This window comes from Pantoea sp. FN0302 (assembly GCF_050113775.1).
Lineage (GTDB): Bacteria > Pseudomonadota > Gammaproteobacteria > Enterobacterales > Enterobacteriaceae > Mixta > Mixta alhagi.
Genome location: NZ_JBNJSM010000001.1, coordinates 1,749,491 through 1,765,576, shown reverse-complemented (window position 1 = coordinate 1,765,576; position 16,086 = coordinate 1,749,491). Strand labels below are relative to the sequence as shown.

At 54.4% G+C, this 16,086-nt stretch carries 13 protein-coding genes; 3 read left to right on the top strand and 10 right to left on the bottom strand.

Annotation, left to right across the window (positions count from 1 at the left end; genetic code table 11):
• Positions 1 to 26 precede the first annotated feature (26 nt).
• The 4 genes from poxB to ACQE32_RS08220 all read right to left on the bottom strand — a co-directional run bounded on the left by poxB (position 27) and on the right by ACQE32_RS08220 (position 5,559).
• A complete protein-coding gene (gene poxB, locus ACQE32_RS08235) occupies positions 27 to 1,748 on the bottom strand; it encodes a ubiquinone-dependent pyruvate dehydrogenase (protein ID WP_427021623.1) in 1,722 nt (573 codons plus the stop codon).
• Positions 1,749 to 1,866: 118 nt separating this feature from the next.
• Positions 1,867 to 2,856 carry an NADH oxidoreductase gene (gene hcr, locus ACQE32_RS08230; RefSeq protein ID WP_426974223.1) on the bottom strand — a complete coding sequence of 330 codons (990 nt, stop codon included), beginning with the start codon at positions 2,854 to 2,856 and terminating at the stop codon, positions 1,867 to 1,869.
• Between the two features lie 3 nt (positions 2,857 to 2,859).
• Positions 2,860 to 4,509, bottom strand: a complete 1,650-nt coding sequence (hcp, locus tag ACQE32_RS08225; protein WP_426974224.1) for a hydroxylamine reductase — start codon at positions 4,507 to 4,509, stop codon at positions 2,860 to 2,862.
• A gap of 147 nt (positions 4,510 to 4,656) precedes the next feature.
• On the bottom strand, positions 4,657 to 5,559 hold the full coding sequence (locus ACQE32_RS08220; protein ID WP_426974225.1) for a lysine exporter LysO family protein: 903 nt from the start codon (positions 5,557 to 5,559) through the stop codon (positions 4,657 to 4,659).
• Between the two features lie 237 nt (positions 5,560 to 5,796).
• Between ACQE32_RS08220 and ytfE the strand changes: the two genes are divergently transcribed.
• Complete coding sequence (gene ytfE / locus ACQE32_RS08215) at positions 5,797 to 6,462, top strand: iron-sulfur cluster repair protein YtfE (protein WP_426974226.1); 666 nt, start codon at positions 5,797 to 5,799, stop codon at positions 6,460 to 6,462.
• A 329-nt stretch (positions 6,463 to 6,791) separates the two neighbouring features.
• Here ytfE and cspD read toward each other — a convergent pair whose 3' ends face one another.
• Entirely contained in the window at positions 6,792 to 7,019 is a 228-nt protein-coding gene (gene cspD / locus ACQE32_RS08210; protein ID WP_085067439.1) for a cold shock-like protein CspD, read from the bottom strand.
• 322 nt (positions 7,020 to 7,341) lie between these two features.
• On the opposite strand from cspD, the gene clpS reads away from it, so the two are divergent.
• Positions 7,342 to 7,662: an ATP-dependent Clp protease adapter ClpS gene (gene clpS / locus ACQE32_RS08205; protein ID WP_085067438.1), complete on the top strand. Its 321-nt coding sequence runs from the start codon at positions 7,342 to 7,344 to the stop codon at positions 7,660 to 7,662.
• Positions 7,663 to 7,718: 56 nt separating this feature from the next.
• Positions 7,719 to 9,995 carry an ATP-dependent Clp protease ATP-binding subunit ClpA gene (clpA, locus tag ACQE32_RS08200; protein WP_250652249.1) on the top strand — a complete coding sequence of 759 codons (2,277 nt, stop codon included), beginning with the start codon at positions 7,719 to 7,721 and terminating at the stop codon, positions 9,993 to 9,995.
• Positions 9,996 to 10,155: 160 nt separating this feature from the next.
• On the opposite strand, the gene infA is transcribed toward clpA, so the two are convergent.
• The 5 genes from infA to trxB form a co-directional block, all read right to left on the bottom strand.
• Entirely contained in the window at positions 10,156 to 10,374 is a 219-nt protein-coding gene (gene infA / locus ACQE32_RS08195) for a translation initiation factor IF-1 (protein WP_002211347.1), read from the bottom strand.
• Between the two features lie 305 nt (positions 10,375 to 10,679).
• Positions 10,680 to 11,402, bottom strand: coding sequence for a leucyl/phenylalanyl-tRNA--protein transferase (gene aat, locus ACQE32_RS08190; RefSeq protein WP_426974227.1), 723 nt, complete (start codon positions 11,400 to 11,402; stop codon positions 10,680 to 10,682).
• Between the two features lie 33 nt (positions 11,403 to 11,435).
• A complete protein-coding gene (gene cydC, locus ACQE32_RS08185; protein ID WP_427021622.1) occupies positions 11,436 to 13,166 on the bottom strand; it encodes a heme ABC transporter ATP-binding protein/permease CydC in 1,731 nt (576 codons plus the stop codon).
• On the bottom strand, positions 13,166 to 14,935 hold the full coding sequence (gene cydD, locus ACQE32_RS08180; protein WP_426974229.1) for a heme ABC transporter permease/ATP-binding protein CydD: 1,770 nt from the start codon (positions 14,933 to 14,935) through the stop codon (positions 13,166 to 13,168). Before cydD ends, cydC begins: the two co-directional genes overlap by 1 nt.
• Before the next feature lie 145 nt (positions 14,936 to 15,080).
• The gene (gene trxB / locus ACQE32_RS08175) at positions 15,081 to 16,049 is read right to left on the bottom strand and encodes a thioredoxin-disulfide reductase (protein ID WP_426974230.1); all 969 of its coding nucleotides are present in this window, start codon (positions 16,047 to 16,049) and stop codon (positions 15,081 to 15,083) included.
• Positions 16,050 to 16,086: the final 37 nt, after the last annotated feature.

Sequence of the window (16,086 nt, the reverse complement as noted above, 5' to 3'; positions counted from 1 at the left end):
TGTGCCCGTAAAAAGTCATTAATGTTTTACCGTAGCCAGTTGGTTTTTGCCAGCTCGACGACTTCGTCGCCACGCCCGTTAATAATGGCGCGCAGCATATAGAGGCTAAAGCCTTTTGCCTGCTCCATTTTGATCTGCGGCGGCATCGCCAGCTCCTCTTTGGCAGTAATGACATCAAGCAGCACCGGACCATCATGGGCAAAGGCTTCTTCAATCGCGCTGTCCAGCTCCGAGGCTTTTTCCACCCGAATGCCTTTTACTCCACAGGCGTTGGCAATGGCGGCAAAATCGGGATTGTGCAAATCGGTGCCGTCGGTCAGGTAGCCGCCAGCCTTCATCTCCATTGCCACGAAGCCCAGCACGCTGTTATTAAATACCACCAGCTTAACCGGCAGTTTAAGCTGCGCGACGGAAATAAAGTCGCCCATTAACATACTGAAACCGCCATCGCCGCACATCGCTACCACCTGGCGCTTCCTGTCCAGCGCCTGAGCGCCCAGCGCCTGCGGCATGGCGTTAGCCATTGAGCCATGATTAAACGAGCCCAGCAGGCGGCGTTTGCCATTCATTGCCAGATAGCGTGCCGCCCATACCGTCGGCGTGCCCACATCGCAGGTAAAAATCGCATCCTCGCGTGCAAAATGGCTGAGTCGTTGCGCCAGATATTGCGGATGGATGGCCTGTTTATCATTGGGCTTCGCCAGATCGTCCAGATCTTTACGGGCGTTGGCGTAATGCTCCAGCGCGTTATCAAGAAAGGCGCAATCCTGTTTGTTTTGCAAACGCGGCAGCAGGGCTGACAGCGTCGCTTTCACGTCGCCAACCAACGCCATATCCACATGGGAGTGCGCGCCGATGCTGCCGGGATTAATATCCAGTTGAATAATCTGCGCTTTTTCAGGATAGAAGGCGCGATAGGGGAATTGTGTACCCAGCAGCAACAGCGTGTCGGCATTCATCATGGCGTGATAGCCCGATGAGAAGCCGATCAGCCCGGTCATGCCGACGCTGTAAGGGTTGTCATACTCAATATACTCTTTGCCGCGCAGGGCATGAACCACCGGCGCTTTTAGCGTAGCGGCCAATTCAACGATCTGTTGATGCGCGCCTGCGCAACCGCTGCCGCACATCAGCGTGATATTTTTTGCACTGTTTAGCAGGGCAGCCAGCTTATCCAGTTCGCGCTCTGCAGGCTGGATAACTGGCTGCTGAGGTGAATACCAGGCGGATGACGCCTGTTCCGGCGCGGGCTTCAGCGCGATATCGCCGGGCAGTACAATCACTGAAACGCCGCGATTAAGAATGGCCTTACGCATGGCGATGCCCAATACCTGCGGCAGCTGTTCCGGATTGGAGATCAGCTCGCAGTAATGGCTGCATTCCCGGAAAAGTTCCTGAGGGTGGGTTTCCTGAAAATAACCGCTGCCGATTTCGCTTGAAGGAATATGAGCGGCGATTGCCAGTACCGGCACATGATTGCGATGACAGTCAAACAGGCCGTTAATCAAATGCAGGTTGCCGGGCCCGCATGAGCCTGCGCAGACCGCCAGCTCGCCGCTGATTTGCGCCTCGGCGCCAGCGGCAAAAGCGGCCACCTCTTCATGACGTGTGGGCATCCATTCAATGGTGCCCATGCGATTCAGGCTGTCGCTCAGCCCGTTAAGGGAATCCCCGGTGACTCCCCAAATGCGTTTTACACCGGCGCTTTCCAGCGTTTTTGCCAGTAGCGCCGCAACGGTTTGCTTCATAGTGGTTCCTTACTGTGGTTGACCCATCATCCCGATGGGGAGATGTCAGACGATAAAAAGTCTAGTCAACGTCACGCAAAGCGGGGGAACCACGATGAAACCAGCTATTTCCGGGGTATCAGGCCAGCTCGATATTGCCCGCTGGCTGACAGCTACAGGCCAGTACGTAGCCTGCCGCGATCTCTTCTTCCGTCAGGCCAACCGTACTGCTGGTCTGATACTGGCCGCTGACCACGCGCGTTTTACAGCAGCCGCACACGCCAGCGCGGCAAACCGCCTCAACCGGCAGCTTATGCTGTTCCATTGCTGACAACAACGACCAGCCCGCCGGGAACGCCGCGTGCTGTAGCTGATGCGAAGCGCTGCTCAGGTGGTAACGTACGCCGTTATCCTCGACGTTATCAGGCGCGGCGGCGGTAAACTGCTCGCGCAATACATTGACTGCGCCCAGCGCGCGAGCGCTGTTTTCTGCCAGGTCCATATAGGGCTGCGGACCGCACATCATGACCGTACGCCGGGCAATATCCGGCACCTGCTGCGCCAGGATTTCTGCGGTTAGACGACCCTTCAGCATCTGCGCTTCCGGCTGCTGCTCAGCAATAATCGTCAGCTTCAGCCACGGGCGCAGCGCCTGCAGTTCAGCGGCAAAAATTACATCCTGCGGCGAACGGACGCTGTAGATCAGATGTACATCGGTTTCCGGGCGATGGCTGTGCAGCCAGCGCGCCATTGACATCACTGGCGTGATACCGCAGCCCGCTGCCAGCAGCAGATAGTGCGAAGCAGGATGCTGTTCGCAGCTGAAGCTGCCCTGCGGATCGGATAACCAGACATAGTCGCCTGGCTTCACCTGACGGGTAAGCCAGCCGGAACCTTTACCCTGCTCGATATAGCGAATCGTCAGGGTAATAAACTGGCTCTGGCCTGGGGTCGAAGACAGCGTATAAGCGCGGACTTCATCGCTGTTGCCGATGCGTACCAGCGCAAACTGGCCTGCCTGCCAGCGGTAAAAATCGTGATCGATCAGCGCCAGCGTCCAGACATCCGGCGTTTCCTGGGTAATATGGTGAACCTGCATGCGCCAGGGGCAAAGTGTGGTGGTGTTCATGGTTTACTCCTGTGGCGACAGAATTGCGGCAAGATCGTTTTCAACGGTGGTAACTGGCGTCATACCAAACTCTTTTTCCAGAATGGCAATCAGGTTATCGGTGAGAAACGCCGGTGCGGTCGGGCCGGTGCGGATATTTTTCACGCCGAGCGCCAGCAATGTCAGCAGCACCACAATCGCTTTTTGCTCGAACCAGGAGAGGATCAGCGACAGCGGCAGATCGTTAACCCCGCAGTTCAGTTTCTCCGCCAGCTTGACCGCCAGCACGATCGCGGCGTAGCTGTCATTACATTGACCCACATCCAGCAGGCGCGGCAGCCCCTCCAGCGTGCCGAAATCGAGCTTATTGAAGCGGTATTTACCACAGGCAAGCGTAAGGATCAGGCAGTCGTCCGGCACTGCCGTCGCCAAATCGGTATAGTAGCTGCGTTTGTCACGACTACCGTCACAGCCGCCAATCAGGAAGACGTGACGCAGTTTTTTCTGGGTAGCGAGTTCAATAATAGAATCACAGGCGTCCAGTAGCACGCGACGACCAAAGCCAACGGTAATTTCATGCGGAATTTCACTCCACGGGAAGCCTGCCATGGTTTGTGCCTGCGCAATCACCGGGGTGAAATCGTCGCCATCAAGATGGTTTACGCCCGGCCAGCCCACAATACTGCGCGTCCAGATACGCTGCTGATAATCACCCGGATTCGGATCGATAATACAGTTAGAGGTCATCACAATCGGGCCAGGGAAACGGGCAAACTCGCTTTGCTGGTTCTGCCAGCCGCTGCCGTAGTTACCCACCAGGTGAGGATATTTATTCAGCTCGGGATAGCCGTGCGCAGGCAGCATTTCGCCGTGGGTATAGACATTAATACCGGTGCCGACGGTTTGTTCCAGCAGCAGTTGCAGATCTTTCAGATCGTGGCCGGAAATCAGGATCGCCTTGCCCGCCACGGGACGCACGTTAACCTTAACCGGCTGCGGATCGCCGTAGGTGGTGGTTTGCGCTTCATCCAGCATCGCCATGATAGAGAAGTTCATTTTGCCGATATGCATCGCTTCCGCCAGCAGCGTCTCGATCTCGTTCGGACGCGTGCCGAGCCATGCCATGATCTGATGGTACTGATGATAGATTTCGTTATCGTAACGGCCATGCACGTGCGCATGTTCCATATAGGCGGCAGCGCCTTTCAGGCCATACAGGCAGAGCAGACGCAGGCCGACCACATCTTCATGATCGTCACCGGCATTCAGCGCAAACGCGTGAGCCTGCTGCTGTAAGACCTCGGCATCGCTGCCGTTCAGGCTCAGGTCACTTAGCGGATGCTGTGGTGCACCCAGACCCAGCACGGCACAGCGGGCTTTTAAATCATCGCGATAGCGTTGCGCCTGAATGGCGTAATCAATAATGCGACCGGAGTCAAAGTTAACGTTGGTCAGGGTGGAGAAAAAAGCGCGCGGCGCAAAACTGTCGATTTCATGATCGATAATGCTGTCGGTACGTGCGTGCAAAGCCCATGCGGAAAGGCTTTGTAACACGGCGATCAGCAAATCCTGTAAATCGGACGTTTGCGCAGTTTTACCACACATCCCCTGCGCCCAGGCGCAGCCGTTGCCCGCCGGAGTGCGAATCGTTTGCTCACATTGCACACAAAACATTCTGGTATCCCTTTATAAGATGTATTTTAAATACAACTTTAAAGAGAAGGGGCGCTGGCAGGCAAGTGCAGGCTGAAATAATTGAAGCACGATTGATCTAAAGCAAAAAGAAAAGGGGAGGCGGCCTGGTTTTATGCCGCCATTTTGCTATGCAGAAAAGAGGGCGATCAGCACTGGCGCAGCCAGGCTAAGAATGAAGCCGTGTACAATTGCCGCGGGCACAATTTCAACGCCGCCGGCACGCTGCAAAACGGGAAGGGTGAAGTCCATAGAGGTTGCACCGCACAGCCCCAGCGCGCTGGAACGATGTTGACGGATCAGCAGCGGGATCAGCATTATTGCCACCAGTTCGCGCAGCAGATCGTTAAAAAACGCCGCGCTGCCGATAACCGGTCCGAAGTTTTCCGTCATTAAAATGCCAGAGAGCGAATACCAACCGTAGCCGCTGGCCAGCGCCAGGCCGGTTGTTAAGGGCAGGCCGAGCAACAGCGCTGCCAGTATACCGCCAGCAAACGCGCTTACGCAGACCACTACCGCGACCATCATCCCGCGCCGGTTCAGCACAATTTGCCGTAGCGTCATGCCGCTGCCGCGCAGCTGCAGACCAACCAGAAACAGCAACAGCAACAGGGCATATTCACTCGCCTGAGCGGCATGATGTAAAAATGCCCAGCCCGACAGGCCCAGCAGGAAGCCCAACATCACAACGCCCAGTAGTTTCAGCGATTCCAGCGCCATGTGAAGGCGCGACGGCAGCGCCTGCTGCTGCTGATGATGATGCTGCCAGGGACGACGCTTTTCTAACAGGCGCAGCGCGATTAGATTACAGGCCAAAATAGCCATCACGCTGACGCTGGCGATACGTAAAATAGCCAGCAGGTTTGCAGCCAGATTATCTAAAAACGCCAGGCTGATGCCCATAAAAAACAGAATAACGTAGACCATCCAACTCAGCAGGTGGTTAACCAGGCGTTGCAGGGCGGGGGATTTAAGCGGTAACAAATAGCCAATAACCAGCGGCAAAAGAATAATCAGCAGTCCTGAATACATATCCTTTTAAAATCCATAAACAAATTTGAAGTACCTCACGCTAACCAAAAAAGGCAATAGGGTAAAGGCCGACGGGAAATTTGTTCGCTGCCGTTCTGACGAGCACACATCACGGGTAACGTTAAGCCATGTTTTTTCCCATAAGAGCTGTTTTATAACGTAAAAGCAAAATGGAGTGGCCTGGATTTAAAGTTGCATTTAAAATGCATCTTATAATTTCAGCAAAAGGTAAAAGCTATGTCGTTACGTACTACTTCTCTGGGCGAACTGGTTATTGCTATCCCAGGCTCAACCGCGCTGTTCCATAAATATCATCTCGATTTCTGCTGTGGCGGCAAACATACGCTGGAGGAGATGGCTGCCAAACGTCACCTGGATATTGAACAGCTTGAAACAGAATTACAGCAATTGATGCAGCAGGAAAGCAGCGAAGAAAACTGGCGTAACGCGCCGCTTGCCGACGTGATTAAACATATTATTGACCGTTACCACAACGTGCATCGTCAGCAGCTGCCCGATCTGATTATGATGGCGGAAAAGGTTGAGCGCGTGCATGGCGCAAAACCAGACTGTCCGCGTGGACTGGCCAGCACCCTGCAGGCGGTCTGGCAGCATCTCAGCGAGCATATGATGAAAGAAGAACGCGTGCTGTTTCCCATGATTGAGCAGGGAATGGGCGCGCATGCCGGCAACCCCATCGCCGTGATGGAGTTTGAACATAATGAAGCGGGCGAACAGCTGGAAATCATTAAATCTCTGACCAATAACCTCACTCCGCCCGAGGGTGCCTGCACCACCTGGCGCGCCCTGTATAGCGGCACAGACCAGTTTATTAAGGACCTGATGCAGCATATCCATCTGGAGAACAACCTGCTGTTCCCGCGGGCGCTGCGCGGCGAGTAAGGCCACACTGTCACCCGCTAAGGCCTGACGCAACGGCAGGCCTTTTCACGCTTTTTAACAGACAAACTAAAAAATTATGCGCTACAGCGGGTTAATGCCGCGAGGCACAAATGGTTTAGTGGGAAATTTTGCAGCCATTATTCTTGGCTGTGCGCTTCGGGCTACATCTGCGCCGCATTTCCTCTTTATGAGCGTTTAGCATGGTAAGCAGGGTTGAAAAATGCGTTGTCAGCCCCACCTGTATAAGGTGTCCAAAATGTTTAATAAAAATGCCAGCATCTGTCGCTGGCATTTTTTAGTCGGGTTGTACAGAATGTGTTAACACGGGTTCAGGCGTGGATACCTTCGACCGCCTCCACCGGAACAATAAGGCTGGCATGATTGCCTTTCGGTCCTTGATGAACGTCAAACTGCACCTGTTGCCCGGCTTTGAGCGTCCTGTATCCCTCCATCTGAATTGAGGAATAGTGGGCAAAGATATCATCGCCGCCGCCGATCGGGCAGATAAAGCCGAATCCTTTGGCATTGTTGAACCATTTAACGGTACCCTTCTCCATACTTCTGGTTCCCTCGCGAGACGTTTTTTTTACTAGGTAGGTGAGGTAAGGAAGCTGTAAGAGTTGTTTAAAACTCAATCAGCTTGTGCTTGTAGAATGTAGAGAAACAAGGGTAAGCGTCAAGCCATCGGCCGGTTCAGGCATTGATAAAATCGCTAAACTTTGAGGTAGTTAACGCTATTGCCAAATTTGTGATAGCGGTCGCGCCTGTAGCGCCGCGGAGAATTTTTACCCGCGCGAAGCCGGATGGCACGCGTGTTACACTGAATAATATGGCATGCGGCTTTCGTGCCAGTGCGCAACACAGATACGACGGAACATTATGGGAAACACTAACGACTGGCTTAACTTTGAACATCTTGCAGAAGAGAAACTGCGCGAAGGTCTCAAGCCGCCTTCGATGTATAAAGTTATACTCAACAATGACGATTACACTCCTATGGAATTTGTTATTGACGTTCTGCAAAAGTTCTTTTCTTATGATATTGAGCGTGCAACGCAACTGATGCTCAGAGTGCATTATCAGGGCAAAGCGATTTGCGGCGTGTTTACTGCCGAAGTGGCGGAAACCAAAGTGGCGCTGGTAAACCGCTATGCTAAAGAGCATGAGCATCCGTTGCTGTGTACGCTGGAAAAAGCCTGATCGGCGTTATGCTATTCCGGCATGAACCGTAGGGCGATAATTGGGGGAGGTGCCTAATGCTCAATCAAGAACTGGAACTCAGTTTAAACATGGCTTTCGCCAGAGCGCGTGAGCACCGTCATGAATTTATGACCGTCGAGCATCTGTTGCTGGCTTTGCTCAGCAACCCGTCGGCCAGAGAGGCACTGGAAGCCTGTACGGTGGATATAGTGGCTCTGCGCCAGGAGCTCGAAGCCTTCATCGAACAAACCACGCCGGTATTGCCGGTAACGGAAGAAGAGCGCGATACGCAACCGACGCTCAGCTTTCAACGTGTGTTGCAGCGTGCGGTTTTCCACGTTCAGTCGTCCGGACGCAGCGAAGTCTCGGGCGCAAACGTGCTGGTGGCCATTTTTAGCGAGCAGGAGTCCCAGGCGGCTTACCTGCTGCGCAAACATGAAGTCAGCCGTCTTGATGTGGTGAACTTTATTTCCCACGGGACGCGTAAAGATGAACCGGGCCAGGCGCAGGGGCCGGAGAATCAGATCAATGAAGAGCAGGCAGGCGGGGAGGAACGTATGGAAAACTTCACCACCAATCTTAACCAGCTTGCTCGCGTTGGCGGTATCGATCCGCTGATCGGCCGCGACAAGGAGCTGGAGCGTACCGTTCAGGTGCTCTGCCGTCGTCGGAAAAATAACCCGCTGCTGGTGGGTGAGTCGGGCGTGGGTAAAACCGCTATCGCTGAAGGCCTCGCCTGGCGCATCGTGCAGGGTGACGTGCCGGAAATCATCAAAGACTGCACCATCTATTCTCTGGATATTGGTTCGCTGCTGGCCGGGACGAAATACCGCGGTGATTTTGAAAAACGCTTTAAGGCGCTGCTCAAACAGCTGGAACAGGATGAAAGCAGTATTCTGTTTATCGATGAGATCCATACTATCATCGGCGCAGGTGCGGCTTCCGGCGGTCAGGTTGATGCGGCGAATTTGATCAAACCGTTGCTGTCGAGTGGACGGATCCGCGTGATGGGTTCTACAACCTATCAAGAATTCAGCAATATCTTTGAGAAAGATCGTGCGCTGGCGCGTCGTTTCCAGAAAATTGACGTTACCGAGCCGAGCGTGGATGAAACGGTGCAGATCCTTAACGGTCTGAAACCGAAGTATGAAGCGCATCACGATGTCCGTTACACCGCCAAAGCGGTACGTGCCGCCGTTGAGCTGGCTGTAAAATATATCAACGATCGTCACCTGCCGGATAAGGCAATTGATGTTATTGATGAAGCTGGCGCACGCAGCCGACTGATGCCGGTCAGCAAGCGTAAGAAAACCGTTAACGTGGCGGATATTGAGTCGGTAGTGGCGCGTATTGCCCGCATTCCGGAGAAAAGCGTTTCTGCAACCGATCGCGATACGCTGAGAAGCCTTGGCGAGCGGCTGAAAATGCTGGTGTTTGGCCAGGATAAAGCGATTGAAGCATTAACCGAGGCGATCAAAATGAGCCGCGCCGGGCTGGGACATGAACGTAAACCGGTGGGTTCATTCCTGTTTGCCGGCCCTACCGGGGTAGGTAAAACCGAAGTGACGGTGCAGCTGGCGAAGGCGCTGGGCATTGAACTGCTGCGCTTTGACATGTCCGAGTATATGGAACGTCATACCGTAAGCCGCCTGATCGGTGCGCCTCCGGGCTACGTTGGCTTTGATCAGGGTGGTTTGCTGACCGATGCGGTGATCAAGCATCCTCACGCCGTGGTGCTGTTGGATGAAATTGAGAAAGCGCATCCGGATGTCTTTAACCTGCTGCTGCAGGTAATGGACAACGGAATGCTGACCGATAACAATGGCCGCAAAGCGGATTTCCGCAACGTGGTTCTGGTAATGACCACCAACGCTGGCGTGCGTGAAACCGAGCGTAAATCCATTGGTCTTATCCATCAGGATAACAGTACCGATGCGATGGAAGAGATCAAAAAGATCTTTACGCCGGAGTTCCGTAACCGCCTTGATAACATTATCTGGTTTGATCACCTTTCTGCTGAAGTTATTCACCAGGTGGTGGACAAATTCATCGTGGAACTGCAGGCCCAGTTGGACGCCAAAGGCGTTTCACTGGAAGTCAGCGACGAAGCGCGTGAATGGCTGGCAGAGAAAGGTTATGACAAAGCGATGGGTGCACGTCCAATGGCGCGTACCGTGCAGGAAAACCTGAAAAAACCGTTGGCTAACGAACTGCTGTTTGGTTCGCTGGTGGATGGCGGATCGGTATCGGTCACGCTGGATAAAGAGAAAAATCAGCTGGCTTACCATTTTGTTAGCGCTGAGAAGCGCAAAACGGAAGGCTCAGTGCAATAAGCGCAGCAGAAAAGCAAAAGGCCGGATTAATCCGGCCTTTTTTATCAGCGTATCGTTATTAACAACAGAGCACGCATTGATGCATCGTAAAAGCAAAAGGCCACATTATCTGGCCTTTGTTAACAGTCAGGCGTTAATGTCAGATTAACGCAGAGCTTTATTAACGACTACGGAAGACAATGCGGCCTTTGCTCAGGTCGTACGGGGTCAGCTCAACAGTGACTTTGTCGCCCGTCAGAATGCGGATGTAGTTTTTGCGCATTTTACCGGAGATATGGGCGGTAACCACGTGTCCGTTTTCTAATTCCACGCGGAACATGGTGTTAGGTAACGTATCAAGTACGGTACCCTGCATTTCAATATTGTCTTCTTTGGCCATCGAATCCTCTGGGTGGACTTCCAAGTTTTGAACCGGCAAGATAATGCCGAATTCCACGAATTATGTAAAGAATTGTTGGTTATTATACCAACGCCCGCATGCACCTGTAGCGCAGCATACAAGCATAACTTTCGTCGTCTGATGACAGTGACGTTAGCGAGGGGGAATAGCGGCTAAGAATCCATTAACCGGCCACAGCCAGAAAACAGTTCTGAAGATGCGTGGTGATTCCCAGCCTGGTAATTCCGATGCGCTTACGCAATAAACGGACGACATACCAAACTTTCCTATTATACCACTATTCCTCACCGTTGCGTGTAAAACATCGGTTCAGGGGCAAAAAGCGTATCTGTACACCAGCAGGCCTCGTTCACCGACGCATTCCCCAGGCGACTCAGCGCCAGCAAATAATCGGTACGTGCAATCTCTGTAGCCCCAAGCGATGCGGTATGCGGATTTAATACCTGGCAATCGATCAGCTGGCCGCCATGTTGGGAAAAATGTTGGCAAAATACCAGCAGCGCGGTTTTTGATGCGTTTTCACTCCGGCTAAACATCGACTCGCCGCAAAAGAGCTGTCCCAGCGCCAGGCCATACATGCCGCCAACCAGTTCCCGATCGCACCAGACTTCGATCGAGTGTGCATGACCCAGATCGTACAGACGCCACCAGGCGCGTTTTACCTCCGGCGTGATCCAGGTTCCCTCGTTACGATCGCTGGCGCAACCTTCTACTACCTCAGCAAACGCACGGTTCATGGTGACGCGATAGGGCGAGCGTCGGTGAAAACGCTTCATGCTGCGGCTGCAATGAAACGCATCCGGGATTAATACCGCACGCGGATCGGGCGACCACCATAAAATAGGATCGCCTGGCGAAAACCAGGGGAAAATCCCCCGGTAGTAGGCATTGAGTAAACGTGCAGGGCTAAGGTCGCCGCCCATAGCCAGCAGGCCATTTGGTTCACGCAGCGCCATTTCCGGCGGCGGAAAGTTAAGCGATTCACGTGACAACTGAATCAGTCGCATTTCTCGAAAGCCCCGCAGTTTAAGAAGCTATGACTATAGCGTAAACCGCTGCTGAAAATGCCAGTAGCGTCCGCCTTTTGCAATTAATTCCACATGCGTTCCCTGCTCAATGATCTCACCCTGATCCATAACGTAAATCCGATCGACTTTGTCCAGCCCCTGCAGGCGATGGGTAACCATTATCACCGTTTTGTCGGCGGTAACCTGAGCCAGCAGGGCAAGAATATGCCGTTCTGTTTCCGCATCCAGACCTTCGGTGGGTTCATCAAGCAACATTATTGGCCCATTGTGCAGCAGCGCCCGGGCAATAGCCAGACGACGTAATTCACCGCCAGAAAGCTGTCGGCCGCCTTCGCCCAGCCAGGCGTTTAGCCCCTCGCCGTCCAGCAGCTTTTCCAGACCCACCTGTTCCAGTATGGCGCTCAGAGCCCGATCGCTGCTCTCCGGCGCAGCCAGTAATAAGTTATCGCGTAATGTCTGGTTAAACAGGTGAACCCGCTGACTGACCACGCTAACAGCGGCGCGTAAAGCTGGTTCGCTCCATTGACGTAGCGGGAGGCCCTGTAGCCAAATCTCACCCTGCTGCGCATCCCATGCTCGCGTTAACAGCTGTAGCAGCGTGCTTTTGCCGCAGCCGGTAGGGCCGAGCAGCGCAATGGTTTCACCGGCGTTAACCTGGAGCGACAGGCGCTGCAGGGCAGGGGAAACCGCATCCGGATATGAGAAGGTAACCTGTTCTAACGCCAGCGAGCCAGGCGCAGGAAGATCGTCGCGTTGCTCAGAGGGGAATTCCACGGCGGGCGAGCGATCGATAATCTGGCTGATACGCTCAGCAGAGGCAAAAACCTGCCCAAGATGTTGGAAGGCCATACCCACCGGTGCTAACGCTTCGAACGCCGCCAGAGTGCAAAAAACCAGCAGAGCAATCAAGGCGCCAGGCTGCGGCCAGTGGCCTACGCCGCCAGCGCTGAGCCAGAGCATCAACGTTACCGCCGCGCCGCTGATCAGCAGCAGCAGCGCTTGTGACAGGCCGGTCAGGCTGGCCTGCCTGCGCTGCGCCTGTTGCCAACGCTGTTCCACTAAATCCAGCTGCGCGCGCCAGGCTTCAACGCTGCCATACAGTGAAAGCTCTGCCTGCGCCTGCAGCCAGTGAGTCAGTTGCTGGCGATAACGTGCACGCTCGGCGGTAATGATCTCGCCGGCGGGACGTCCGGCGCGATAAAACAGCGGCGGCAGTAGCAGCAGCGTCAGCAGCATAATGGCACCCAGCGTCAACGCCAGCGAGACATCCAGCCAGCATAACCCCAGCGTCACCACGATAATCACTATCAGCGCGCCGCAGAGCGGCGAAATTAGCCTGAGATAGAGATGATCGAGCGTATCGACATCGGCAACAAAGCGGTTAAGTAAGTCGCCCTGGCGCAGGTGGGTAAGCCCTGCAGGCGAGAGCGGCATCAGTCGACGAAAAGTAAAAACACGCAGATGTTGTAGCACGCGAAATGTCCCGTCATGACTGACCAGACGTTCAAAATAGCGCGCAACGGTGCGGATGATAGCCGCGCCGCGTACGCCCGCAGCGGGCAGCATATAGTTAAAGCTGTAGAGCCCCGCCGTGCCTGCCAGCGATGAAGCCGCGAGAAACCATCCTGAAAGCGTGAGCAGTCCTGTGCTGGCTAATAACGTCACGATAGCTAATAACGCCCCCAACAACAGACGCCAGCAATGACGGCGATAGAGCCGCAGAAAAGGTTGTAGTTTCGCCATCAGGCTATATCTCCCTGACGATGGGTCAGCAGCGTGGCAAAGGGGCCCGGCTGACTGGTAAGCTGCTGCCAGCTGCCCTGTTGAATAAGTTGACCATCCCGCATCACCCAAATTTCATCCCACTGCGCCAGCTCATTTAGCTGATGCGTTACCAACAGGGTGGTTTGTTGCTGTGATGCGGCCAACAGCGCCCGCATGACATGCTGCTCACTACGCGCGTCCAGGCTGGCACCCGGTTCATCCAGCAATAACAGCTGACGAGGTTTTAGCAGCGCCCGCGCTACGGCAATCCGCTGCGCCTGTCCCACCGACAGGCCGGCAGCCTGATCGCCCATCTCGTGCTCCAGCCCCAGCGGCAGACGGCAAAGAAACTCATCAACACCAGCTAACGTCAGTATCTCCTGTAAACGTGCCGCCGATACTCTCTGACCGTTGATTATATTCTCACGAACCGTACGTTCCGGCAGATGAGGATTTTGACCTACCCAGGCCAGAAGCTGATGCCAGTCGCGACGTGGAAGATCCCGTAGCTCATAGCCGTTAATCCGTAAGGAGCCCTGATAAGGCAGGAAGCCCAGCAGCGCATTGATCAGCGAGCTTTTCCCCGCGCCGCTTTGACCCACCAGCGCTACACGTCTGCCTGGCGACAAAGAGAAATCGAGCGGGCCAGCGAGCAAGGTTCCGTTCGGGGCCATAATCATCAGCCCGCGGGCGTCGATTTGTAGCGGCCGATCGGGCGAAAATCCAGGTTTGCCCCTGGCTGACGTGACCTCTGGTTGGGAGGAGAGGAAAGCGTGCAGCGCATCGGCTGCACCCACCGCCTGAGCCTTGGCATGATAAAACGTGCCTAAATCGCGCAGCGGCTGAAAAAATTCCGGTGCCAGAATCAAGGCCAAAAAGCCGGCAAACAGAGTGATGCTGGTACCGTAGTGACCAAAATTCAGCTCGCCTAAATAGGAGAAGCCAAAATAGACGGCGACAATGGCAATAGAGACAGAAGCGAAAAATTCCAGCACCGCCGAAGAGAGAAAAGCCAGCCTGAGGACTTCCATAGTGCGCTGCCGAAAATCTTCGGAAGCGGCAGCAATGGCGCGCGTTTCCGCCGCGCCGCGATGAAACAGACGCAGCGTATCCAGGCCACGCAGCCGATCGAGAAAATCACCGCTAAGCCGCGCCAGCGCAAGAAAATTACGCCGATTTGCATCGGCGGCCCCCATTCCCACCAACGCCATAAACAGCGGAATGAGCGGAGCCGTGGCCAACAAAATCAGTCCGGCGGCCCAGTTCACCGGGAAAATCACCAGCAGGATCAGACCGGGAATAAGCACAGCTAACGTCATCTGCGGCAGATAACGCGCATAATAGTCCTGCATCTCTTCCGTCTGCTCCAGCAGCAGGCTGGCCCAGCTGCCGACCGGCTTCTCCTGTATCCAGGCGGGGCCTGACTGCTGTAAACGGTCAAGCACCTGTTTGCGCAGGGCACGTCGTATCTGTTCTCCCGCCCGATAGCCCGCCTGTTCGCGAAGCCAACTCAGCAAGGCGCGTACCGCGAAACAGAGCAGCAACAGAAATAGAGTGGAAAGCCATTGCGCACGCGGCTGCTGTTCGCTAATCAAATGATGCATCAGGGTGGCCAGCAGCCATGCCTGGGCGATGATCAGCAGGGCGCTTGCCAGGCCCAGCAGCGTAGAAAGGGTTGTCCAGGGGCGGGCACAGACACGCTGCTGGCGCAGCCAGCGGGTGAGTTGTTGTTGACGTTTCTTTTCCATCCGGGGCCGTTTCTCAAGAAGAACAGGCTGGCCGATATCGCCAGGGAATATGCCAGTAGAGGCGCAGGCAATGTAGCATGGCAGAAAGAAAAAAGGCGACAGTTGAACTGTCGCCTCAGAAAAATAAGATCAGTTAATTAACAACTTACTTATCGTTTTTAACCAGACCATCTAAATAACGTTCCGCATCCAGCGCTGCCATACAGCCCGTACCGGCAGAGGTAATTGCCTGACGATAGGTATGATCCATCACATCGCCAGCGGCAAATACGCCTGGGATGCTGGTCTGCGTGGCGTTGCCCTGCAAACCTGACTGCACTTTAATATAGCCATTTTCCAGCTCCAGCTGTCCGGCGAAAATAGCGGTATTCGGGCTGTGCCCGATAGCGATAAACAGGCCAGCGACATCCAGCTCTTCCGTGATTTCGCTGTTCTGCGCGCCACGCAGACGCACGCCGGTCACGCCCATTTGATCGCCCAGCACTTCGTCCAGCTCGCGATGGGTGTGCAGCACGATATTGCCGCTGCTGACTTTTTCCATCAGGCGATTGATCAAGATCTTCTCGGCGCGGAAAGTCTCGCGACGGTGAATCAAATGAACTTCAGAGGCGATATTAGAGAGATATAGCGCTTCTTCAACAGCGGTATTGCCGCCGCCCACGACGGCAACTTTCTGCTTACGATAGAAGAACCCGTCACAGGTCGCACAGGCGGAGACGCCTTTACCCTTGAACGCTTCTTCGGAAGGCAGGCCCAGATAACGGGCGGAAGCGCCGGTAGCGATGATCAGCGCATCGGCAGTATATTCGCCGCTGTCGCCAACCAGACGAAACGGACGATTTTGCAAATCAACCGTATGGATATGATCAAAGATGATTTCGGTATTAAATTTCAACGCATGCTCATGCATACGTTCCATTAACCGCGGACCAGTTAGATCCTCAGGATCGCCAGGCCAGTTCTCAACGTCGGTAGTGGTAGTTAGCTGGCCGCCTTTTTCCAGGCCGGTAATCATTACCGGATTCAGATTAGCGCGTGCAGCGTAGACGGCTGCGGTATAGCCCGCCGGACCAGAGCCCAGAATAAGCAATTTACTGTGTTTGGCCGTGCCCATGAGATCCTCATTAGTTAACTGGCAACATGGAGCCAGA